This is a genomic window from Arthrobacter sp. SPG23, from assembly GCF_000876655.1.
Lineage (GTDB): Bacteria > Actinomycetota > Actinomycetes > Actinomycetales > Micrococcaceae > Arthrobacter.
Genome location: NZ_JYCN01000009.1, coordinates 305,683 through 329,415 on the forward strand (window position 1 = coordinate 305,683; position 23,733 = coordinate 329,415).

The 23,733-nt window shown below is 59.9% G+C and carries 12 protein-coding genes and 1 pseudogene; 9 read left to right on the forward strand and 4 right to left on the reverse strand.

The annotated features are described in order from the left end of the window. Nucleotides 1-48: 48 nt before the first annotated feature. The 4 genes from TV39_RS04720 to TV39_RS04735 form a co-directional block, all read right to left on the reverse strand. The gene (locus TV39_RS04720) at nucleotides 49-918 is read right to left on the reverse strand and encodes a hypothetical protein (RefSeq protein WP_043478992.1); all 870 of its coding nucleotides are present in this window, start codon (nucleotides 916-918) and stop codon (nucleotides 49-51) included. Between the two features lie 193 nt (nucleotides 919-1,111). Continuing rightward, entirely contained in the window at nucleotides 1,112-2,011 is a 900-nt protein-coding gene (locus tag TV39_RS04725) for a ribonuclease HI (RefSeq protein ID WP_043478995.1), read from the reverse strand. A 39-nt stretch (nucleotides 2,012-2,050) separates the two neighbouring features. Next, nucleotides 2,051-3,601: an ADP-ribosylglycohydrolase family protein gene (locus TV39_RS04730; RefSeq protein WP_082049496.1), complete on the reverse strand. Its 1,551-nt coding sequence runs from the start codon at nucleotides 3,599-3,601 to the stop codon at nucleotides 2,051-2,053. Continuing rightward, nucleotides 3,598-4,563: an ARPP-1 family domain-containing protein gene (locus TV39_RS04735; RefSeq protein ID WP_043478998.1), complete on the reverse strand. Its 966-nt coding sequence runs from the start codon at nucleotides 4,561-4,563 to the stop codon at nucleotides 3,598-3,600. Before TV39_RS04735 ends, TV39_RS04730 begins: the two co-directional genes overlap by 4 nt. 92 nt (nucleotides 4,564-4,655) lie before the next feature. Between TV39_RS04735 and TV39_RS04740 the strand changes: the two genes are divergently transcribed. The 9 genes and pseudogenes from TV39_RS04740 (at nucleotide 4,656) to TV39_RS04770 (ending at nucleotide 23,719) form a co-directional block, all read left to right on the forward strand. Then, nucleotides 4,656-5,336, forward strand: coding sequence for an NUDIX domain-containing protein (locus TV39_RS04740; protein WP_043479001.1), 681 nt, complete (start codon nucleotides 4,656-4,658; stop codon nucleotides 5,334-5,336). 257 nt (nucleotides 5,337-5,593) lie between these two features. Beyond that, nucleotides 5,594-7,600: a hypothetical protein gene (locus tag TV39_RS04745; protein ID WP_144406315.1), complete on the forward strand. Its 2,007-nt coding sequence runs from the start codon at nucleotides 5,594-5,596 to the stop codon at nucleotides 7,598-7,600. A 438-nt stretch (nucleotides 7,601-8,038) separates the two neighbouring features. Further along, complete coding sequence (locus tag TV39_RS21965; RefSeq protein WP_144406316.1) at nucleotides 8,039-8,536, forward strand: hypothetical protein; 498 nt, start codon at nucleotides 8,039-8,041, stop codon at nucleotides 8,534-8,536. A gap of 271 nt (nucleotides 8,537-8,807) precedes the next feature. After that, nucleotides 8,808-9,134 (forward strand): annotated as a pseudogene (locus TV39_RS22820) (DEAD/DEAH box helicase); the annotation flags it as partial. A gap of 111 nt (nucleotides 9,135-9,245) precedes the next feature. Then, nucleotides 9,246-13,925, forward strand: coding sequence for a helicase-related protein (locus TV39_RS04755; protein ID WP_235347272.1), 4,680 nt, complete (start codon nucleotides 9,246-9,248; stop codon nucleotides 13,923-13,925). 58 nt (nucleotides 13,926-13,983) lie between these two features. Further along, nucleotides 13,984-14,139 carry a hypothetical protein gene (locus TV39_RS22215; RefSeq protein ID WP_160292478.1) on the forward strand — a complete coding sequence of 52 codons (156 nt, stop codon included), beginning with the start codon at nucleotides 13,984-13,986 and terminating at the stop codon, nucleotides 14,137-14,139. A gap of 787 nt (nucleotides 14,140-14,926) precedes the next feature. After that, a complete protein-coding gene (locus tag TV39_RS04760; RefSeq protein ID WP_144406317.1) occupies nucleotides 14,927-16,717 on the forward strand; it encodes a hypothetical protein in 1,791 nt (596 codons plus the stop codon). Then, nucleotides 16,717-18,132, forward strand: a complete 1,416-nt coding sequence (locus TV39_RS04765; RefSeq protein WP_043479016.1) for a hypothetical protein — start codon at nucleotides 16,717-16,719, stop codon at nucleotides 18,130-18,132. Before TV39_RS04760 ends, TV39_RS04765 begins: the two co-directional genes overlap by 1 nt. A gap of 7 nt (nucleotides 18,133-18,139) precedes the next feature. Continuing rightward, nucleotides 18,140-23,719, forward strand: a complete 5,580-nt coding sequence (locus tag TV39_RS04770; protein WP_160292479.1) for an ATP-binding protein — start codon at nucleotides 18,140-18,142, stop codon at nucleotides 23,717-23,719. Nucleotides 23,720-23,733 lie beyond the last annotated feature (14 nt).

Here is a 23,733-nt window from a genome sequence, read left to right on the forward strand (position 1 = left end):
TGCCTGGGCCGCAGCAAGGGGCGCCATGTAGGTGCGGTCTTCTCATGGCTAAGACTGCCCACGCCTCAGGGGCCCCACCTCTTTCGACCTTTCGATCCTCAGTGGCACACACTCGCCATCGGCTCGACGTCCCCCGAGAATCATCCCAAGCCCAGCCAAGGATTCACGTTCGAGAAGCGACGGATTCTTCTCAAGCATCGATGTGATGGTCTCCCCAACCTGCTGGGGTGTAAGCGCCACCATTGCGGCTTTCAAACTCAGTGGATCACCATCGTCCTCGATTTCGGCATTACGTAGCATTCTCATCTGCTCTTCACTGAACGCCCTGGCCAGTAGAGCTACAACAAAGCGTTGCCGCGCCTCTTCGCTGCTCATGCGGGCTCGATAATCCTTGAACGCAACTTCCAGTTCTGTGGAGGAATCTTCACGTACAGGTTCAGCCGCGGGGACCATTTCAACGGGGGCGTCGCTGCGCTCGGGTTTCCGAGTTCCGGTAAATCTGTTCCACGTCGACTTCACGGTCAGAAGCGTATTGTCGCTTGTCGACTTCACGGCCAGGAGTGCAGTATTGCCTGCCGACTTCAGGCCCGGAATTGCTCTGCCCTGCCACCATCTCTTGACGTGCGGCGCAGCTGCAGCTGCAACGATGATTCCGAGGCGAACTAGGGCCTCAAGCGCCTCGTCGAGTTCCTTGTCCGCAAGTTCGCGGCCCTCTTTTGGCCTCGAATCCGAAACATACACGTACTCAATGTAAGGCGAATCCGATTCGTCCTTGGCCGGCTCAAATAGCTCCGCATGACCAACGAGACCATTCGTTTCATTGTCAAAGAGATGCGCGCGATAGGCGCCATCAGTGTCTCTTGAAAACCCGAGATGCTGCCCGTCGGGAACTTCAACATCGAGTCTTTTCCTAGCCATTGGTCGCCTTCATTTTGTCGAGATGCAAGTTGGGTACGCCTTGCGAGCTGACTTCCCGGGAAGTCCAGAAGCGCATGGCCGCTGTTGTCGAGCGGGACACGTTCTTTTGGAATCATGCTCCAACTCTACGTGCGGCCCCGGACGGGTTCAGGGATCGGGTGAGTACCACCTCCCAGCCTTCGTAACACCCTGCTCAGGCTGCCAGATCCAAATTCCCTTGTTCGACTATTCCAGCGACCATGCGCCAAGTGTCGTCTGCCGGAAGGCCGGCCTCCCTGTGCCTGCGGGCCATGACCGCCAGCCGGTCAGCAAGGATGTTCAGCCGGTGGTCCGCGTGGCCTTTGACCCAGAGGAACTGGACGTCGGCAACGGCGACCAGCGTCCGGATCCGCTGGACTTCGTCACGGCACGCCAACGTTGATCGTTCTCGAGGGGAGTCTCCCTCGCGGAGCATCCTCACGGCCGAGAGGTTGTCGGAGCAAACGGTGACTGAGCAGCGTCCATCCATGACGCCCGTGTACGCGTTCTTGGCTGCGCAAAGGGCCAGCCGGATCGCCCGCAGCTCGCTTTCCAGAATGCTTCCGCCGCTCACGGCCTTCAGGCCCGCTCGAAGCGGCTGCCCCTTGCCGAAATCCAACACCCAGCCGTGTCCTGCCCAGGGAGTGCGGTGCCCCACCGAGGCGTCGGTGGCAATCTCCAGCCGGGAGAACACCGCATCGAGGCTTTCGGCGATGGCCTTTTCCGTGGCCACCACACCAGCTGCCGGGGGATAGGAATGATCAACAGGAAGCCCAAGCTCCAGCAACCGTTCGGCCGCGGTATCCACCGCGGAAAAGACGGGTTCGCTCCGGTCCGGAACCAGTTCCACAAGGGCATGAACGGCCTCCGCGTATGCCTTGCCCCAGCGCGGTCCGGCTGCGGCCTCGGCGATCCAGCCGGAGCGCAATCCGATCACGGTTGATTCGACCGTTCTGGCCACGGCCCACAGGACAAGGCCCCGGCGCGGCGCGACAAGCACGGTAAGTCCGGAACGCTTTGCAACGACCTCAGCGGCCGACTGGACTCGTCGCAGCGGCGGGGCGGGAAACGGCATGTGGCCCTCCTTGGAACGGATGAACTGTTGCTGGGAAGGCTACAGACGGCCACTGACATTTTTCGCAGTCACGACCCCGCCAATGCCAGCTCTCGGCTGCAGCAGCGCACCGGCACCCCTCAGCACCCGCATGAACAGCTCATTCGGCCTTGCCGCCGACAACACCCGACGAACATCCTCCAACGCCTCCATCGGAGACACCCCGGCAACCGAAGCCCCATACAGCGCAGCCACCGTGGGCGTCCGAGACTCGGCCCGGACGCAGTGCAGCAGGACGGTCTTGCCCTCCGCACGGAAACGCTCGACGGCGGCCGCCGCCTCCCGCAGCACGAAAGCGGCATGCGCGTTGTCCTCCTCAGTAGGAGAATCAACCACCCAGAACGTGGCGTGGTCGTCCGCCGCAACAGCAGGGACATCCAGCGTCCCCAGCCGGCACAGCGACACCACGGCGTCGATCCCCAGCTCCGCTACGCGGCCAAGCGAACCGACCCCGCCCAGCCACACGCCGTCGTCGTGCGGGTGCCGGACCAGCACGTCGGTGCGGCCCCACATGCTGTAGTCGTGGCGCTCTGCGCGCGGCCAGGACGCCGTCCGGCGGCCCTCGCCGCGGCCCAGCTCCATGCCCAGGACCATCAGGTCGCGGGCACGCATCCCTGGCCAGCCGTGCAGGCGCCGCCGCCATTCGAAGGGCACCGCCGTGTAGCCGTAGGCGGCGCCCAGCAGTCCGCCGGCGATCGCGGCCACCGTGTCGGTGTCCCGGCCGCCGCGTACCGCCTCCTCCAAGGCCGCCCGCAGGTGGGCCGGACCGGACGCCGATAATCCCGCGTAGTGGATGGCGCTCCACGCGCCCTGGAACGCCTCCACCACCCAGCCGTTGCGGGTGAAGTCCCGCGGACGGGACCGCTCCGCAACATCGATCCGCTCCAGCCACACCGAAACCCGATCAGCAGGCAGCAGCGGCAGGCCCGCCCGGACGTCGAGCCGCCCGGTGAGCACAGAGTTCCGGATGGCAACGCACCAGAGGCCGCAGGCTTCCTGCGCGTCGGGGTCGGCGTGGGTCAGGGCGCTCATCACTCCCGCGGCGGCCATGAGCTCGGACGGCTCCCGGTCCAGGTACGCGAGGGCCAGCGGGGCCGTGCGCATCAGCGAGCCGTTGCCGGCGCTGCGGCTGGTGCGGGCGTGGAAGTCCGCGGCGGCGGCGCTGAAGTCGGCCGCGTGGACCTTGCTCCGCCCGGCAGCGGAAGCCAGACGGCGGGCTGCCGCGATGACAGAGCTGGTCTGGGCGCCCACGTCCTTCGCCTCCGCAGACCACGATGTCCAAGCCCGGACCACCATGGTCAGCGCGGCGGGGGAGGAGGACCCGGTGCCGGAAGCGGACTCCAGCAGCGCCTGGGCGATCGGGACGGCCATGGATGTGTCGTCGGTCCACTCGGCCGGCGCGAACCCGAACGGGCCGCCGCCCTTCATGGTCACTTCGGCACCGTCCGGCAGCGGTGCGCCGAACTCGTAGCCGGCTCCGAGGGCGTCGCCCGCGGCCAGGGCGACGAGGACGCCGGCCGCGCGGTCATTCTGCAAGGGGTTCAGTTTCATGCCATCTCCATCAGGGGGTGTTTGGTGTTCCAGCAGGTCAGATGGGCCAGCTGGGGGCGACGTTGGGGGAGTTCGACGGCGATGCCGGCGGCGGTCACCGCTCCGGCGGCGCGGGAGATGTTGCGGCTGCGGAGCGCGCCGTGGTTGCGGACCTCCACGGCCGCCGGGCCGCCGTCGAGCGTTCCGAAGTCCATCGCCTGGACGTGGGCGGCGAAGTCGCGGGCGCGCTGGCCGGCCATCGCCCCGGATGCCACCGTCTGGGGCGGCAGGAGCTCGAGATCGAGCAGGGCCGCCTCGATCAGCTGGCGGTAGTGGCGGAGGAAGAGCGTGCTGGTGCCGAAGACTTCCAGGAGCAGGGGCTGCTGGCCGCGGCCGATCACCACGCCGCGCTGGCCTTCCAGCGGCTTGGGTGCGTCTGCGGCGCTGAAGCGGTTCCGTTCCTCCTTGTCGTCCTTGAACCAGTCCATGTGCTGGAGGAGGGAGCTAGTGGCGGAGGCGCCCCGGGCGTTGTCGAAGCGGCTGACCCGCTCCCAGATTCTGCCCTGGCGGTTGCCGCCGCGCTGCCCGCCGGGGCCGTTGGCCAGCTCGGACCAGACGCTGAGCGGGGCGCGCCGGGCCTGACGGCGGTGGCTGCTTTCACCTGCTTCCCAGCGGCCGGCCTCGACGCAGAAGGTGTCGATGTCGCGGGTTTCGCCCGGGCCGAGGACGACGTCGCGGGCACAGGTCCGGTGCTGCTGTCCGCCTTCGAGCAGCTCGCCTTCCAGGAGCAGCGCGGGGTGCGGGCCGTTGTTGGTGACGGTGAGGCGGCCCACCTGGGCGCCGCCGGCGAGTTCGGTGACGGCGACGTCGGCGTGGGTGCCGGTGCTGATGCCGAGACTGCCCGAGCCGGAGGTCCAGACGGGGAAGATACTCAGGGGGCCGAGCCTGCTGCCGGCGCCGACGTGGAGCTGTGGGACTTTCATGGTGACCTCCAGTTGATTTAATGCATTTCTGCGCTAATTGATCCCAGTATGCACGGCTTGCGTCTTTAGCGCAATACTGCGATAAATAAGGTGTGAAGGATTCCAAGAACAGCGCTGCCCCGTCCCTGCTTGACTACCCGCGGCCGTCGGTGGCGGTGGATACGGCCGTATTGACCGTTGCGGAGGGGAGCGTGTGCGTGCTGCTGGTGCGCCGCGCGGAGGACCATCAGCACGGAAAGTGGGCCCTGCCGGGAACGTTCCTGCGTGAACGCGAGACCCTGGCGGATGCGGTGCTGCGCTGCCTGCGCGAGAAGGCAGGTATCTCGGGGCGGGTGCCGCGGCAGCTGCAGGTGTTTGACGAGCCGGGGCGCGACGACCGCGGCTGGGTGCTGTCGGTGGCGCACGTGGACGTTGTGCCACTGGGGGCACTGCGGGAAGCTCTAGAGTCCGACGGCGTCAGGCTGGCTTCCGTGATCGGGGAACCGGAGCTGATCGCCGGACTCCCGTACGGGCACGCGGACATTGTGGCCAAGGCGGTGGAGTGGCTGCAGGCTGCTTACGCGGAGGAGCCGGATCCGGGAGCGCTGCTGGACGGGCCGTTCACGTTGAAGGACCTGCGGGAGCTGCACGAGGCGGTGGCCGGTGCCCCGTTGATGCGGGACACATTCCGGCGGTTCATGGAGCCTAAGCTGGCCGGGACCGGGCAGATGTCCGACGGGACGCGGGGGAGGCCTTCGCGGTTGTGGGTGCGGGGGGAACTAGCAGCTGGCTAATCGCGCAATCCGCGTGGCTGACACAAGCCGCCTCGTGGGAGACACGGGGCAGCCCTGTCAGCAGCAAGGGGCTAAAAGTCGGCTCCGACGTGGCTTGCCCCGCTGTGCCGTCGGTGGCAGTTGTTGGGCCATATCCAGCGAGTACGCGACGGAGCTTCAGGATATGAAGGCGATTCAGGGTTTCGGCGCAAAGTTGTCGGAGATAGCTGTTAGAAATAACTTCGTAGGTCTACCGTGCGGTAACCGGATGGGGGAGCATGGAATCGCATTCTTGGGACTACGATCAGTGGCAAAGTGAACTCGATCGTGTTCTACTTCGCGGACGTAACAACACGGACCCGGTGGTCGTGTTCGTGAGCCGCGAGATGCTAGAAGAGAATTTTCCCTTTTTTGAGGCACCGCTAGATTCCCTGGCTCGGGCAGTTCTGAACGCTATGCGGCCGGACTCTCCAAGTAAGGCGTTCGCGCCGATAAGGCAACGCCTAACGGTCTGGGAGAAGAGCTCGAGGAGTTTGGTTCCCCCTATTCTTCCCTTGGTTGCTTTGACGGTTGCAGCCGCAGCGGACATGGGGGCCGATGAAAGGGGCGGGCCGCTCATGTACTACGGTCGCCTTCAGGAGATCCTCGGAGAGCCTATAACTGCTCAGCAATTGAGCAATTCGTTCGAGGACGTTGCGTGGATGTGGCGAACACTAAGCCAGTGGATCACCGAGCAACAGTGGTTGGGTCCGAGCACGATCCTTGAGGACACGCACCTGTCGAGAATCGGGTTTGCACGCTCTCAGGCTGTGATATCGAAACAGGACGCCGCAAACTTGCGTGACTTCTTCTTCTCAATCGGCAGAGGAAAACTGGACGATCTCACCCCCCGGCAGCTCTTGTCCGAGCTGATGCGGTGGAACCGAAAGTTCAAGCGCTTGAGCCGAGTCCTTACGCGGTCGTTGGAGGGTGATCAGACGGGCCCGGAAATGAAGTTGCTAGCGTCCGTCATGCCTCTTCTGGCAAGAAAGTGGGACGGCCAGCCGAAAGAACATCAGTCGCAAGCCCAGCTCAGAGTTCAAATTCGTCTCGATTTGGACGCTTGGACGGCGCGTTGGGTGGTTCCGCGCCGCCAAGGGATCGATGCCCTTGATGTCGTCGACGCAAGCGGGCGGGAGCTGTCACTGCGCTCGGTGGGCGTCGGCGGCTTCTACCGCTCTACTGGTCTGCCGGACTCTGTCGCTTCATCCATTGATTCCAGCCATAAGTGGTCTACCGCCGACGTGCGAATACAAATGAAGCCACGAAAGGTGTGGATGTTTGCAGTCGATGCTGTGTCTGGCGACTGGGTTTCAACGAACGTCTTGGAGCCGTTCGACGAAATAGCCCTGCTTATCCGGGAAGACCAGACGGAGGACTTTTGCGGGATCCTTGACGCCGTCGGAGTCCAAGGCTACAAACGGATCGGCGGCTCTCGCCAGATCGTAAATGGATGGGACCTTTTTCTTCGAGTAAATCTCTCCGACAACGCTGATGACACGCGGATCATTGAGTGGCTGGGGTACGGGCGTGCGTCTGTGGAGGAATCCGCTGAGTCCCCTCGCCTCGTCAATGGGCTCAGGGTCCGCTCGCACTCAGGTGTAGAGGTCTATGTCGCCGGGGGCGAACCTGACCTGGTTGTGCCTGCTACTCCGTTCGGCACTTACTCGATTTCTTTGGACGGCTCGGATGAGATGGAATTGAGAGCGAATGGAAGCGCCCTTCCGCTTCATAAGCTCGTGACGCCAGATCCGGCCAGCCATTTCCTCTTTATTAACGACTCTCATATCCTCGAGTTTGAGACAATTGCGGTCGATGACCCTAATCTGGTTCCGGCGAACAATCTTATGGAACCGGTTACTGGCCGCAACCTAGTTAGTGTGGATACTGGGCGGGAACGAATCGTCCTTGCACGAAGCGCAGATCACTGGACTGTGACCAGGCATGGGACGATCACAAAGATAGTCGCACCAAAAATACCGGAGTGGCTGAGCAACGCCGGCTATACAAATGAGTATCGGTTTGATGCTGAAGTTCCGGCGGACGCGGTTTGGTTGGTCACGGTCCGTCGCGATGCTATTCGCTCGATCAAGAAGCTTGGCACTGCAGATGTCGAGCTAAATCTGGATGGTATGGGAGCCTCCGAAGCGGAGTGGAAGTTCTTGTCCCGAGATGAAGGACTTGTTCAACGCGGCGCTGATTGGCTAAACGTAGTTTATCAAGCAAGAAGATTGTTGAGATTCTAGATGGATCGCGCTGAGATTTTTCTCATTTGGTTGACTAGCCAGGGAATGGGTACATATGAGCGACTTATACGAACAGTGTCCAGTCACTTCGCCGAGGAGCTGGGCGCGGGAATCTCATATGGAGCCCGGCGTATCGTTGCCCAGCTCCAGCACCTTGGTTATTTGAAAGTTGACTGGGCAAGCGGCCATTGGCAAATGCGGCCATCCAGCGTTCACCTTCTCCCTGGAGGAGTCGCTCTCGCCACCCTGCGAGGCGGCCGGCAAGCATCCACACTGCATCAATTGGAGTCCGTGGGACTTTTCCCAAAGCTTATCTCCGCCACAGGTGACGGCGAGTTTGCCTCATGCTTGCCACACACTGTTCTGCTTGAGTTTGATGGAATTCCTGAGGCTCGGGACGCATGCTCAAGTATCGGCATACGGTTCGAATCCACATACGTGGAACGGTTGGCAGCGAACCTGTCGCAAATCGGCTACTCCGACATTCCCGTCGGCGGCCCGGCTACAACTGGGGCGCCCCTGCAAAAGTTCAACCCGGTGACTTATCGATACAGTGACGTTGGCGAAGCCAAGGGCGACGGCCTGTACCGGCAGCAAGGATTTGGGCTCACTCGCTACTGGGGGCGAGTCGACGAGAGTTGGTACCAGACAAATCGCGCTGAGGGGCAATGGCTCGCGTGCGCTGGGAGCCATCCAGAGTTGCTCGAGTGGGATTATCTCAAAGAACAAAAGATCGGGCAGCTAAAGGTACCGGCGCAACTCGTTTTCCCGTTCGACCACGTTGAGGTTTTGTCGGCGTGCTCGGGCGTCCTACCGCAGCGGATATCCGGTCAAAGACACTTGTTTCACAACGTTCCGGAAGCCGTCTATTCGGCCCTTCGGACGTCACTTTTACCCAGCATTCGCACGGCCGCTTCTATCGCATATGGGAGATAACTTGACCTCTAGTTCGGATGGCATCGACGCCTTCGCAGCTTTTGCTTCTTTGAAAGAGGCACTTCTTCGCTACTACGACACGCCATTTGGGCTTGCCAACGAGTCCCTGATGGAAGAGCGTAGGGCACTCCTCGACAAGGATCGTGGTCTCTACCGGGAGCCGCTTCTCGAGTTGCGGGCGCCCTACAAGACAACGGGCCGATCAGTCGCGGAGTCTGCGGCGTCGGCGGGCCTCAGCTCAATCGAGGCTGAGTTCCTTACAAGCGGGCTGATGGAGCCTGGGCTTCAGCTTTACACCCATCAGGAAGCGTCTCTTCGCTCAGCCCTTCGTGGGCGAAAGAACATTGTCCTTACCCCCGGCACTGGTTCGGGCAAGACCGAGGCCTTCCTGCTGCCTATCCTCGGCCAGTTGCTCATGGAGTCGCGGAGATGGGGTGGAAAGGGATCAAGTGCCAGCGAATGGTGGGCGGGCCCCGGGATGCCCTTCTCACCCATGCGCACGCCGGTCGCCGGCCGTACGGCGGCAGTCCGAGCCCTGATTCTGTACCCCATGAATGCCCTTGTAGACGACCAACTAGTTAGGCTGCGCCGCGCTCTCGATAGCACCGAAGCGCATAACTGGCTTGATCAGAACCGAAATGGGAACAGATTCTATTTTGGTCGGTACACCGGAGCCACTCCAGTAACTGGCTCCAGGGACAAGAAGCAAGTGGATCTTCTGCGCTCACTCATGCTGGATGCTTCGGCCCTCTACGACGCTGCAATGACAGCGGGAAACGGACGGGAGCACTTTGTTCCAAGGCTTGACGGCGGAGAGATGTTTAGCCGATGGGACATGATCGAGTCACCCCCTGACTTCCTCATCACCAACTACTCAATGCTGAATGTGATGATGCTGCGGGACAGCGAAAGTAATTTCTTTTCATCCACGCGCCGGTGGATGGACGAACATGAAGACAATGTTTTTACAATTGTGCTCGATGAGATGCACTCGTACAGGGGGACAGCAGGAACCGAAGTTGCCTACTTGATTAGGAATCTGAAGAAGAGACTCGGACTCGATGTCAGGCCGCAGAAGCTCCGGGTCATCGCAGCTTCCGCCTCGCTTGAACCGGACAGGGACAAGCAATACCTATCCGACTTCTTTGCACTACCGAAAGAGTCCTTTGAGTTTCTTGGTGGCTCGATCAGTCGGCTCGATGTCGGTCCGAAAAATCTTTCAGATTCGTGCGAGCCTCTACAGCGGGGAACTGCCGCGCCGAGTCTAAATCTGGCCGCTGCGCTCGAGAACGCCTTCTACGATGGCGCCAAGACTCCTGAGGAAGCCACTCCCGAAGTCCGGACCCTTGCTGAACTTGGCTCGCGGCTCTTCCCTAATGAGGGAGGGGAAGTCCGGTCTGCAGCGACGATGCGGCTCCTACAAATGGCGCGGGAAAGAGAAGGTGGTATTCGCTGGCCAAAGTTGCGTGCGCATATGTTCTTCCGGAATGTCGCGGGCATGTGGGCATGCAGTGATCCCAAATGCAGCGAGCTGCCGATCATGAGACCCCAGTCAGTTAATATAGGCCGGCTTCATGCCGTTCCCACGCCTCGATGTGGATGCGGCGCGCGCGTGCTTGAGCTCCTCTATTGTCAAGGATGCGGCGACGTAATGCTCGGAGGATACACGACAGCCGGTGCCCCACAGCAGAAATCCCTGAACCTGTCGTTGTTATCCGATGTTCCGGATGTTTCCATGCTTCCCGACAATGCATCCCTGGACCGAACGGCCAACAACTACGTCGTTTACTGGCCCAACACACGTAATCCGGAGCTGCTAGAAAAGAACACGACCGCAGACAATGGCAAGGTCGGCTATAGCTTCAAGCCCGTATCTATGAACCCGCCCGCTGGCAGCATCAAGTCGACAGACGATTTGCACACTGGGTGGGTGTTCAGGGCGCTTGCCCTCAAGCCCAAGGACCGCTCTCCGGAGTCAGTGCTGCCCTTTCCGATCACGTGCCCTGCATGTGGAGACGACTGGAGAATACGATTCGATGCGGCTGGCGTTCTGAAGGCCACGGACGCCCGTACGATGAGATCTCCCGTTAGGACCATGCGGACTGGCTTCGAGAAGGTGAATCAGGTTCTAATAACAGAGCTCATGCGCCAGTTCGACGACGACAATAGGAAATGTATTGTCTTCGCGGATAGTCGACAAGATTCTGCGAAGTTGGCATCCGGGATCGCGTTGAATCATTATCAAGATAGTGTGCGGTCCCTGATTTTTTCCGTGTTGAAAACGTATGGAAACTCGATGCCGGGGCTAATGCATGCGAGGGCTTTTATTAGCGGAGAGGACAAGTCGGAACTGAACAAGGCTGCCGCAATAGCCCTGCAGAAATCTGAGCCATCGGTATTCGCCAGGTTGCAGGGCGTGTGGTCAGGTTTGTCTGACGAGACGGAAGACCTGGTCTTGGCGGATATAGCTGGTGCCCCATCCATCCTCGAGCTGTCGAGACGGGTGCGAGTTGAGTTTCTACGTCGAGGCATGAATCCTGGTGGCCCGGGTGTTGACCTGGCATCGGCGGTTGAGGCCGGGGAAGGGCCTCGGGAGGTTCCGTGGACGAAGATCTACGACTTCACTAACTCCAGTCCGGAATTGCAACCCTCCCTGAGTCCGTCACTGGAGCTGCTCTTCAAAAAGATTGAGAATGCCCTAGTGCATAACGTCGAGGAATCTTTGGTCTCGGGCTCCGGCCGAGATTTCGAATCCATAGGTCTCGGTTGGCTCTCCACAACTAAATCGGGTGATGCCTCGGGAAGTTCAAACCTCCTTGGATCGGTTGCGCAGTCAAGCTTGCGGATACTCGCCGAGAAGAAGAGATTCGTAGGACTTCGATACGAGCTCGACCAGCCCCCGGCTGCCCTGAAAAAGTTCTGGTCAAAGGTCTCCGAACGGCACCATCTCGAGAACGATGAGATCCAGCAGGCCGTGCAGGACATCTGGGGTGACGCAGTCAGAAAATACCTCATAGATCCCGCCAAAGTTTTTGTACGCCCTGCGAATGCCGATGTCTTCCGTTGCGACAAATGCCGACGAGTGCACATGACGCGCGGCGCGGGCCTGTGTACTCGATGCTTTCAAACCCTTCCGGATATGGCTGGGAAAGTTGATCAGTCAGATGACTACTATGCACGGCGGGCTACCGCCGACGAGGGGAGCTTCCGGCTGAACTGTGCCGAATTGACGGGGCAGACGGATAGAAGTGAGGCGCAGCTGAGGCAGGCCCGATTCCAAAAAGTTTTCCTCGGTACCCGCGACATACCCATAGCCGACGAAGTCGACCTCCTGTCGGTCACCACAACAATGGAAGCGGGCGTAGATATTGGATCCCTAGACGCTGTTGTCATGGGCAACATGCCCCCGACTCGGTTCAATTATCAGCAGCGAGTCGGTCGCGCAGGTAGGCGGAGTTCGCCTGTGGCGATTGCCCTGACCGTCTGCCGACCAAGAAGCCATGATGAGCACTATTTTGCAGATCCTCGGGCCATAACGTCGGCTCCTACCCCTAAGCCGTACCTAACATTGGGTAGCGACACGATCGCAAGACGAACGCTTTCGGCTGAGATCCTGCGCATGAGCTTCGAGGCAAACGCGACAGCCATAGCCCAGACGGACTTGGACGCGACCGTCAACACGCATGGGCGCTTCGGGCGCTCAGAAGATTGGCCTTCAGTACGGAATCTGATATTGGAGTGGATACGCACACAGGAAACCGCGACGGTGGAAGCGGCCAGAGCGCTGCTGGATCGCACACCCCTGGCCGGACGTGCGGCGGTGTTCGCGAAGGAGACCATCGAATGGCTTACGGACATGGTGGACAGGGTCGCTGCAGAAGAGACGGGGCACGAAGATCTGAGCCAGCGCCTGGCTGAGTCTGGCGTGTTGCCAATGTTTGGTTTTCCATCGCAGGTGAGGAATCTATACCTCAAGACACCGGAAAACCGGCACCCCTGGCCTCCGCGCGCAACAATCGACCGCGATGGGGTGCTTGCCGTTTCATCGTTTGCGCCTGGTAGCGAGCTGATCAAGGACGGATGGGTATATCGAGCAGAGGGCGTTGCGAACTTTGTACCAAGTTTCCCCCGCCCAGCTCTGGTCGCTGACCCGTTAGGCCGTGGCCGCATTATCCATACGTGTCGTCGTTGTGCGTATTTGCGGGAGAGCTCAGATTCAACTTCACAAGAAGTTGCATGCCCTCAGTGTTCCGCGGAGCCTGGAGTCGCGAAAATTGTAGATTTGCGGCAGCCTGCTGGCTATTTTGGGGCGCAGTCGAGGCCCTTTGACGGGAACTTCTCGTGGGCGCCGCGAGCCATGCCGGTCAGGGCGATGGTCGACCTCAGTTCGTTGTCGCCCAACTCGATGGATTCGTTCATTACCTACAGAGGCCCAGCCCTGAAGTATGTCATCAACGACAACGGGGGCCGGCAGTTTGAGTTCGTCCCGATTGCGGACGGGAAAAAGTTGGTTGAGCGGGCATTTTTGAAGATGCCCATGACGGAGCAGATGTCAGCGCAGACCAAGCGTGTGGCCATAGGAGCGATTCAGCCAACAGACTTCCTATTTATTGGGCCCAAGACTTCTAAGTTTGCTAACGGATGGCGCCTCGACCTGACGTCCGAGGATCAGCAAATCGGCGGGCAGCTGGATAGAGTAGAAGGTCGCCGAGCCGCCTGGTATTCGTACTCATATCTTCTTCGCAAGATTGCTGCTCTCCATTTGGACGTCCAGCCCCATGAACTTATCGCTGGCCTCTACTCGACGGTGCAACACGGGGTGCCCACGTCGTACGCTTTTATCGCAGATGAGCTGGAAAACGGTGCTGGCTTCTCCACTAGCTTGGGACATCCTGAAAATTTCGGAAAGTTTCTGGATGCGGTCGAGGAAAATCTGGTCAAATTCGATGAATTTTCCCACTCAAGTATGTGTAAGGGTGCTTGCTACGGTTGTCTCCGGGACTATCAGAACATGGCATTCCACCCGTTGCTCGATTGGCGTCTGGCCCGTGATGTTCACCGGCTCCTGTCGGGCCAGCCCGTAGAAATCGACCATGACCGCCAGCGCACGCTTCTGAACCAATGGAGGCTGGCAAATGACGGCGAGATTCAAGAGATGTCAGCCGGGCCGGTAGTGCTGACTGATCACCCAGCCCGCGGGAGCTATGTGATCTTGCCGCACCACCCCCTCGAGGGTGTAACGCAACAGTGCGTCACTGAACGGATTCGTAGACTCAGCATTGAAGTTGCGCAGGCGTACCCGGGATATGGCCAGGTATTCATTGATGAGTTTTCGCTGGATAGGACTCCGGCGGTAGTTCTCGATTTGATCGCGTCACTTGCCGGGTAGGCAAGTGACCGACTCCCGCTCTGGAGCACCAACAACGATTAGGGTCGGTACTTTCTCGGTGGACGAAGCCCTCGTCGAAGCGCTTGAGTTTGTTGCGCCCTTTGTCGTCGACGACGTCGACGACAAAGGGGCTTCGGGCAGACGACTAACACTGTGCGTGCTGGCGTTCCTCGGCCGCTCGCTCGGATTCCCCCATTCGCCAACAGGCGGCTAACCGATGCTTTCCGCGCACGGGGCTCGCTGTGGGGCCACAGGGCACCAAGGATCGAGATATTGGCGTCGAATATGCCTAATAACTTCGAGCCCTGTATGTTGTCGATGTGGGGGAATCGAAACCGTGGAACGACGACGAGACACGTGCGCTTGTGAGCGCTTATTTTTCAATGCTTGAGCAAGAGACGCGTGGCGCGGCCTACTCGAAGATTGCCCACAACCGACACGTTCAATCGCATACAGGCCGCAGCAAGGGCTCCATCGAGTTCAAATTCTGCAACATCAGCCATGTCCTGGCAGAGGCCGGCCTCCCATATGTCGCGGGTTACAAGCCGCGTAGCCATGTACAGGAGGCCTTACGCGCGGCCGTCCTTGGTGAGGTTGGTGCGGAGAGCAAACGCTCAAGCGGCGTCAAACCTCCACCCTCCGTCGGCGGGGTGTTATCTTCGTCGGATACCCCCGGTATTGCTGCACAGTCCGCCGCAGCCTTCAACGAAAGAGGCCCGTTGTCTGCTTCAACCCCAGAATCAAAAATTGGCAATTCCTGGGATGGCCTCGTCGGGCTGTGGGATCGCGCAACCGGAGGGACCGACGTCGCGGCACGGCCCGACCACCCTGTGGATTCGTCTTGGCCGTCTGCACTACGTCCCGCCGGCGTAGAAGAGGCCTGTGAGTGGCTGAAGTCGGGCGTATCTGCTGGGCGCCCTCCTCGATTCCTGTTTCTGGTCGGAGGGCCAGGCGCGGGAAAATCCCATGCCACGGCACACGTCGTACATGGCATGCGCCTCATGAGCGAGCTCGAAGAAGGACTGGCGCATCGAATTTATGACTATGAGGGGACGCTGGCTGATCTAGTCGTAGTCAACGACGCCACAATCAACTTGGAGGCTTCCAATCGGGCTCCACTCATTTCAGACATTGATCGGGTCGTAGGCGTCGGCATGGGAGCGGTCCCGCCGTCCCGTTCGCGCCATTTGATGGCATGTGTGAACCGAGGCGTCCTGGTTGAGGAGATGTCCGAGTCCCGGCTCCGTGATTCACAGGACTGGACCGCGGGCGATGTACTGGTGCGCTGGTTGTACGGCTCCCCGCTGACTGGCCCGATTCAGTCGTCGTGGCAGGTGACTGGCGTGACCGGACAGGACTTTGTCCGATCCGCCAGGCTGAGCCACATGGGTGAGCACGTTGCCAACGTATTGGCAGTGTTCGTTGACGAATGCTCGCTTTTCGAGGAACGCCCCGCCATCACCATCGGTGCCGATTCCCACGTGTCCGCTGAAGAATACCGGATTGTGCCCCTGGCGCAGCGTCCAGAAATGGAAGCGTCGCGCACTCCAGCAGCCGACTTGCTGGTCAACGTCTTGAAGGCTGTTGAAGAGTCGGTGGACAATCCTCGAGAACACGCATTGGAGACCGTTGTCGACCCGCTTGGGGCCAACCTGCAGTCGCTCCGCTCACCGTTGGTACGCTCAGGGCTGTTGACCATGGCACGAAGCGCTGAGTTAATGTCGGCAACCCGTATGACCTATCGGGAACTTTGGGGTTTCCTGACTCGCGCTTTGGTGGGTGATGCGCCATCCCGGATGCCTCGAGAACACTTGGGCGAGTTTGTCATGGCCAACCAGCCATCGGGTCTGGGGGCGGAAGAAGATTTTGAACGCATGCGAATCCTGTCGGCGCTTAGGTTCAACCAGAGCATCTTTGGTGCGGGGGAACGCTCGGCAGCACCGGATGGCTCAATGCGGGATCCAGTCCTGAAGCTCCTCATCCCAGTCGACCCAGTCAGCGATGCCGTACCAGGTTCGAACCCCGATGCGCCGGGAGAAGGCTGGGCCACTCGTATTTCTGACGCTTTCGGCGTCCACGCCTCGGACGGGACGCCGCTACAGAGTCTGCTTGATTCGGCAGCAGAAGATGGTCCATTACACGCCGTCGTGACCGACTTTGACCGGCGTCTCGACGATGCTTTCTGTCAGTTACTGCAGTCGCCACACCTCAAGGACGAGAAGCGGTTGGAAGCCACCGGCTGGTATGGGGCCTACCTAACGCGCCTATACGCTGTGTCCCACGGGATCTGTGCGTTTCGGCGCGAGGTGGACCTGCTAATCAGAACCTGGGTGCAGTCCCCACACCTTCCGGATGACTTGAAGTCTCCGCTGCGTACCCTCATCAGGCCCAAGCGGAATCCGACTGAATCTGGCTCGTCCCTCTTGCCGCTATTCGATAGCAGGACGGAGCCAATTACCGGAAGAACCGCGACGCCGAAGCTCGCTGTCCGCGTCAGGGAACCAGAACTTTCCACCAATCGGCAAGGACAGGGTGAGCAAGTCCTCCTGGTGATCGGGACAGATGGAACGACTATGAGCCGAGTGTCCCTGGACTTTCCCTTGATCCGGGAGGCCTTGGCCTGCGTAGACGACCACATAGGCGTCACTGACCTCATTGATGTGACCGCACCACGTTTGGAACGTGTTCGGGCATCCAGGCTCCTGTCGTCCCACCTACACGGGGCCGAGTTCTGCCTGGCCGATGGCGACAGTGAAGTCCAAATAACCCAGCGGTACAGGAAGGAGTCTTGATGGACAGGGCTGCCCAAGCGAAACATCTCCTGCTTCCGTTCAATCGGCCAGAGTACTTTTCAGTGCCCGAGGCCCTGCTCTCGTCGCTTGCTTGGCGTGCCTACGAGATCGCATCAGACACGGATGCGCGTAAGCCTGTCGGCCTGATGTACAAGGCCGATGCCAAGGAGACACAGTACCTATCGCTGCGGCCGACGAAACCAGCAGGTGCTGCCGCAGAAGCGCTTGGACACGGGCTCAAGAAAATGGCCTTGAACACCGCTGCTTCTGACCTTCTCTTGGGCGAGGCTGTCGCGTCGAGCGTCATGGGCATCCGAATCGAAAAAACGGGGAACCAGCCCTCCAGTCCGATGACGCCGGCTCTTGCACTCATGCAGGATCCCCGTGGTGTTTTGGTGAAGAAGGGGCCACCCGACTTTGCCTCCATTATTGAAAGCCTCTTCACTGTTGGTCATAACCCAGGGGGGCCGTCGGAGTCCGCCACACAGCTATGGCTGCGTGCCGCGGATCAGCGGCTGGAGCTGGACCCGCTGTTGAACGTAATTGATGCGTGCATGATGTCGACCGTCTTCGATGATCAATGCAGGCGACGCCCATCGTTCCCTATTTCTGAAGACAGCGTCGACTGGTGCGGCTTCTATCCGGAGACCCCCTATCAGTGGTTTGCCAAGTCGTGGGCGACCCTGACCTCTGAAGAGTGGGTCGAGGCGCTTCCGGCAAGAGTCTGGGTTGACTGGGCAACCACGGTCCTGCGACTCGCAATGGGGCTCGGATTCCTGTGGGAATATGCGTGGTACGAAGCGCTGGGCGCGACGATAATTCAGGGCTCCGTACCTGACACTTTTGAAGAATTGCGAACCACGGTTAGGTCGCCGCTGCCTTGGCAATCGAGCCGATCGTCTATTTCCGTGCGCGATGTTGGTTCCAGCATTAAGTGGCGTATTTCGCGAGGTGAAAGAATTAGGAAGAGCCTCAAGGAACGGTTGAACGAACTTGGCGGGCAGCAGGACGCTATTGAATTTCTACGCGGCGCCGCAGAAAGTGACTTCAGGCGCTCGCTAGCGGCCGAGGTTGCAGAAAAAAAGGAAGCCGGAAAGCTTGTATGGGAAACGGTCAAATACGGCCTGCAGATCCGCGAATCGAGCGGACCCTTTACGGACTATTACGGAATTCTCAAAACGCGGGGGCGCAGGTACCTCGTAATCGATCCGGGCACTGAGTGGATTGCAGTTGTTGCCAGCCTCACCTGCGGTACACCCGGGTCTCAGTGCAACGTCGGAGACGTCCTACGGGACCTAACGATATTAGGAATGCGGCCTGAACTCGGCGACCTCGTGTCATTGCTTGAGCGGGCCGGGATGGCGCGCGGCAGCGCAGATGCTGACCACGCCGTTATTGTCGAGAGCGCTTTCTAGGAGAATCATGGCGTCGATTTCATTGGGCAAAGTTCTCGGACGTGCCCTTGCAACAACCAACGGCCTCGTACACGTCCACCTCCCGGAAGGAATCGGAAGCGACGTAGCAGAGGAGATTGTTCGCTCTGCCAACACGGCTCGGCCGACTACACCCCCGTTTGCTCTTCTAGTTAGAGCAGGGCAAGAGTCCCTCGAGGATGTGAACTGTCCGCGTGTGAACCCCCAGCGCACAATCCAATACCGTCAGGGCGACCATTTGGCGGTCGTGTACGGCCGCCAACCTGACCTTTCATCATTCGTTCAAGTCTTCCGCGAGGTCTTCGGCCAGAGCTTTCCAGAACAGGCTGAAGGCGCAGTGGCTATCCACGAACTATCAAACCAAATGGTTCATGAACTTGTCGGAGAGTTTGGCCTCGAAGGGCTGAATGAGAGCCAACGAGCACGCTGCTCCGAGGTACTTTCTTCGTGCCTGTCCACGCTTTCGACTTTACATTCGCGGTCGGCGGACAGCGGACGGAGCTGGAACGCAGCCTGGTTTGCGCATGTTGATCGCGGAATAGGCAACCTGCTGGTAATACTGGACCACTTAGTGGCGACCGGCTCCTCCTTGGAACTGCCGGAGGCCTTGGCTAGGTATGCGTACGCGTGCTTCGCGTTGCCCAGGCCCAGCTCGGCCGTGGCAAGGTCGTTCCTTTCCTCTGTATCGGCGGCAGTAGCGCTGGGGGATTCCCTTTCGGAGTGCTGGAGCGACGAGGAAACCTTTCGGATGAGCGCGGGACAGCTGGCTACTCGTCCAGAAGTCAAAGCGGCCGGGGGCAAGCACCCCCTCGAGGATTTCGCTATTGACAACCTCGATGAGGCAGTCTCCCGCGAAGGCAACGCATGGTTGGGGTTGACCGATGTCATCGGAGTATCTCCGGAGAACATCGAGCGCTTTTCGGAACTGACGGAGGCACAGTTTAGGAGTCCGGCCCGTGAGGACAGCGACTCCCTAACTATTGATATTGCGTTCGCGGTGGGAGGCTCACTCGTGCTTGACCCTGAACTCCCCGAAAGTCCCTTCCTCATTCCTTTGTCTTCGGATGGATCCGCCGGTGGAAGGCAGCTCCAATCCGAGCTTCTGGCGATTCGCATACCGACGTTGGAGCGCATCGGTCCAGACGTCGCCCGCTCCTCTCAACTTGCGATTCAAGTCTTGCCTGCAAACATCGCAAATTGGGTGGGGACCGTGGAGATGGCCGAAGACGGAAGCTTGCTAGCCGTTGGCCGGTTCGTCAAACCTCGCGGAAACGGACGCAGCGCCGCGCCATTCCGTTTGGTCTCGCTAAGGGTTTCGCTAACGACCAACGACCCGCTCGCGCCGTGGGTACGGACCGATCTGACTGCCAAAGGGTATGTCTTTTCCGGCATGCAGACCTTCCTGGCGGCGGCGCCATTCAAGAAGTCGGGTGCCCTCGGGAAGGTCTCGTACCTTGGACCGATGGATTGGACCCCGTCCTCCAACCCGGATGAGCGCGAACAGGACTTCGCGGACGAACTTCCAGACGTGCCGGGTGGTTACCAAGTCATGCTTTGGCACCCTGACGCCGCGGAGCAACCGCTGTTGGACGGTGTCGCACTCAAGGTTCATCCCGTACTTGCGGGGCTGTACCCACTACGCTTCGCGCCCACAGGCGACAACGAATTCGTGGCCAATGGAACTACTTTCCGTGTGAGGCCCGTGGCAGCTGGAGGGGGCCACCAGTCCGCGCTCCTCGCTGCTGCAGTCAAGCAGCAAGTCGTACCGGACAGGCCTAAACTAGCGACAGAGGGTTCAGTCCGGGGGCAAGCGGAATCGTTCTATGCCAGCCGGATAGTGGCCGGGGACGAGGCCATCATCGCTGCCCTTGGCCACATCATGATGCCGAGTAATGAGTCGACGCGGGTCGCGGACGCGCGTCCTCAGGACCGCGGTGCAATTCTCATGCCGGATGCCGCGCGATCAGCTCTCGACAGTGTCAGCTATTTCGAGGTGGAGCAAGACTTTGTATCTGGCGCCGAAGCTGAGAGGTTCCGAGACGCATTTCGAGCCCTAAACCTGGCCGGCCTCCTCCTGCGGAAAGACGTGCACGGTGAGGGCGTCGATTTCGAATGGCCGTCCCGGACGTCCTGGCGGTCGCTCTGGGGTTCCGCGGAGTTAAGCGAGTACTTGGATGCTTACACGCAACTCGTTGACGCTGCTCGGGCAACGGGAAGGGACGAGAACGTCTTCTGGGCGGCTTACCCAATGTCCGTCAGCGTATGGGATGTCAGGGGGGACGAAGGCTGTCAGGCCGTGCTCTTGAGCCCACTCCATCCGTTAAGGCTGGCATGGCTAGCTGGTGCGGAACATGTACTATTCGAAGCCAAGAACTCGGTGCAGCATGCGGGCTCGATCGAAGGATGGAACCTTCCACTAGTTGGCCCCGGAGAGTCTAGCTCTGGACGGATGTTGGCGGTTCCCACTGACTCGGGGGAGGACCAGATATTTCTGGGATGGTCTATGATGCTTCCCCCTGGGCGTTCAAGGCCCCGGAGGCTATCTCCGCCGGATCGGATTGGAAATGCAGTCACACCGGGAACGGCAGTGAGTGGACTCAACGCAACAGCGGTGGATGCCGCTTTGAGGTCTTTCCGCAGGATGCATCCCCACATCACGACACTGACAGTGGACTTGCATGCCCAGGACCGCCAGATCCGCCTGACCGAAATTGACGATTCCGTCCTCGCCGTCGCAGAAGAATGGGGCAAAGACGATCCCGGACGCCTAATAGGCGGAGTGAGGGTGCTCGACTCCGTGATGCGCGAGGGGCCTGTGCCCCGGGACGCGGTCACGAGGCTAGTCCGTGAGAATCGAGACATGCTCTTGACCTGGTCCCGCTACGTCCCACGTCCGGATTCAAAGGTCTGGTGCAACATACGGTTGCTGCAGGACTCAGGCACTACTGTCCGGGTGGGGGACGGCGGGCAGGCCTACGGTGTGCTGGGAATCGTGCCCCTTCGACGATTTGAAAGCAACCTTAACCGGCTGACAGAAAGGAGACTCAGCCAGAGCCAGCCAGCGGTTCCAGGGCACATGGGCTGGGTCCCATTTAGCCGCGCCCTCGAGGCATGTGAGTCTGACGATTCCGCTCCCGTCGTTGAGGCCGGGATGATGCGCCGTGACGTAGCGGATGTGACGGCGGACTGGACCGTGATGGGAGAATCGTTCCTTAGCCCCGCGATCATGGCTGAGCTGATGGACGCGCACGGCGAAGGCGGGCGCATGCTGTGGGAATGGCGCCCGCCGGTCTTCGAACGGTCCGCGGACGTTCCTTTCATGGAACGTCGTCCCTTCGTGTCCATTGCCAAAGTTCCGGATAGCTTCGGGCATCAACTTGAAAGTCTCTTGACGAAGGCCACCGGGAAAGAGGACACGTCTGCCCTCAAAGCGTCAGTCATGTCGAGACTTGGAAGCCGTGGAGTTGGCCTGTCTTCCCTGCTTTCCATGGGCGGTACACATGTAGCAGGCGCTCTCGGATTCTTCCTCACATTTGGTCTTTTCGATAAGGCCCTTTCCAGAACAACGAACCGATTCGTTCTCCCAATCGATGCTGCCGACTACTTCCTACGCACCCTCTCCGGGCAGGCCAACCATGGCCAGCATCAGCGTCGAGCTGACTTGCTTTTCATAGAAATGGATGACGAACAGATCGTTCTTTCTCCGGTAGAGATCAAATGCTACGGCCTAAAAGGTGATTCGATCGGCTCCACGCTCCCCGGCCCAGCCTCTGCGGCATTAAAGGAACCTCTTGCGCAGCTCGAAGCCAGCTACCGCCTGTTGACAGGCATTGAGCTCAGGGCTGCCGAAGTCTCGGGGGCCGACAGGGTCATCTGGATGAACAGCTTGGCCACCTTGGTAGAGACAGCGGCGCGCCTTAACCACATTCTTGCCGGTTTGCCGGGTGAGTTCGCCAACCGCCTATCGGCTTTGGTGGATGGTCGAATGAAGGTTCGTGTGGGCAGGCCGCTCCTCACATACCTTCAACATGGCGCGACCACGTCAACAGGTGATGCCTTCTACGCCGGCACGGTCGGCGGCGACGAGTTCCAAGCTGGGGCGTTGGTTGCCGATACCGCAACCGTCTTTGAGGCATTGGACACAGCTGATCAGAGCGGCATCATCGAGGGCTGGGCCAGACTGGTCGACTGGTCCGCGGCCGAAGCAGACGACGAGGAACTTCCTATCAGGGGCGCTTCGGACGAAGAGCTGATCGCCGAAAATGGTAGCCACGAGGGATCCGAAGGTCAAGAAATGGCCGATCCAGTGCCACAGCAGGGCATGTCTAGCGGCCAGGAGCCGTCCTCTGGATTGGGAGTCGGCGCTGGAACCCAGACCGGGTCTGAAAATTTGGAATCAGGTCGCGATGTGGGCGGGGAAGCCGATTCCCGGGGTGGAATAGCTGGGGACGGGGTCCGAATCAAGGTTGGCAAGCTGTTGGGTTCCGTCGGCAACTCGGAGGTAGATTTTTGGCCGAGCAGCACGAACCTCAATCAAATGAACGTCGGAATCGTCGGCGATCTGGGAACAGGTAAGACCGAACTCGTGAAAGCTTTGATCGCCCAGATCCGGGAGCAAGCTCGCGAAAAGCAGCCTTCTGTGGCGACGTCCATGCTGATCTTTGACTACAAGGGCGACTTCCAAAAGGAAGAGTTCATAAGCCGCGTCGGCGGCGTTGTCCTGGAACCACACCAGATACCGGTGAACATATTCATGCCTGTGACCGGCGAACATTCAAAGCTGCCCTACCAACAGGCGGCAGCCTTCGTCGATGTGCTCCGGAAGATCTACCGGGGCGTGGGTCCAGTCCAAGCTAGCCTCCTGAACGAGGCCGTCAGGGAGCTCTATGAGCAGAATGACAATAGGCCACCAACACTCGCGGAAGTCAGGCTTGCCTATTTGGAGAAGTCGGGCAATCCAGATTCCGTGTCCTCTATACTCGACAGCTTCGTGCTTAGCCAGATATTTAGTGCCGACAGGGAAAATCTAAAGCCGTTTGGGGAGTTGCTCGAGGGCAAAGTACTCATCGTTGCCCTGGACCGGCTGGGTCAGGACCAAAGCGCCAAGAATGCCCTCGTCGCCCTGTTTCTGAACCTCTATTACGACAACATGTTGAGGACGCCCAAGCCGCCATTTCAGGGTGACCCACCCAACCAGCTTCGCTACTTGAAGTCATTTCTGTTGGTCGACGAGGCAGTCAACATCATGCGCTACGATTTTCAGGTCCTCATGGACTTGATGCTTCAAGGTCGCCAGTTCGGGTACGGGGTCATGCTGGCGTCCCAGTATCTTTCGCATTTCAGGGAGGGCCGCGAGAACTACGGACAGCCTTTACGGACATGGTTCATCCACAAGGTGCCGTCCGTTAGCGGACGTGAACTTGCCTCCCTAGGCCTGCCGGACCTTTCGCCGGACGTACCCAGAAGAATCCCCGACCTTCGCCAGCACCAAGTCTTGTACAAATCTCTGGGCTATGACGAAGGTCGCTTCATCAGCGTGGTGCCGTACTACGAGCTTTACGGGCTTTGATGCCCGCGGACCAC

What these genes read in the sequence shown, in the direction of transcription:
- TV39_RS04720 (WP_043478992.1), bottom strand. Translation starts at nt 918, where the DNA reads ATGGCTAGGAAAAGACTCGATGTTGAAGTTCCCGACGGGCAGCATCTC.
- TV39_RS04725 (WP_043478995.1), bottom strand. Translation starts at nt 2,011, where the DNA reads ATGCCGTTTCCCGCCCCGCCGCTGCGACGAGTCCAGTCGGCCGCTGAG.
- TV39_RS04730 (WP_082049496.1), bottom strand. Translation starts at nt 3,601, where the DNA reads ATGAAACTGAACCCCTTGCAGAATGACCGCGCGGCCGGCGTCCTCGTC.
- TV39_RS04735 (WP_043478998.1), bottom strand. Translation starts at nt 4,563, where the DNA reads ATGAAAGTCCCACAGCTCCACGTCGGCGCCGGCAGCAGGCTCGGCCCC.
- TV39_RS04745 (WP_144406315.1), top strand. Translation starts at nt 5,594, where the DNA reads ATGGAATCGCATTCTTGGGACTACGATCAGTGGCAAAGTGAACTCGAT.
- TV39_RS04760 (WP_144406317.1), top strand. Translation starts at nt 14,927, where the DNA reads ATGAGCGAGCTCGAAGAAGGACTGGCGCATCGAATTTATGACTATGAG.
- TV39_RS04765 (WP_043479016.1), top strand. Translation starts at nt 16,717, where the DNA reads ATGGACAGGGCTGCCCAAGCGAAACATCTCCTGCTTCCGTTCAATCGG.
- TV39_RS04770 (WP_160292479.1), top strand. Translation starts at nt 18,140, where the DNA reads ATGGCGTCGATTTCATTGGGCAAAGTTCTCGGACGTGCCCTTGCAACA.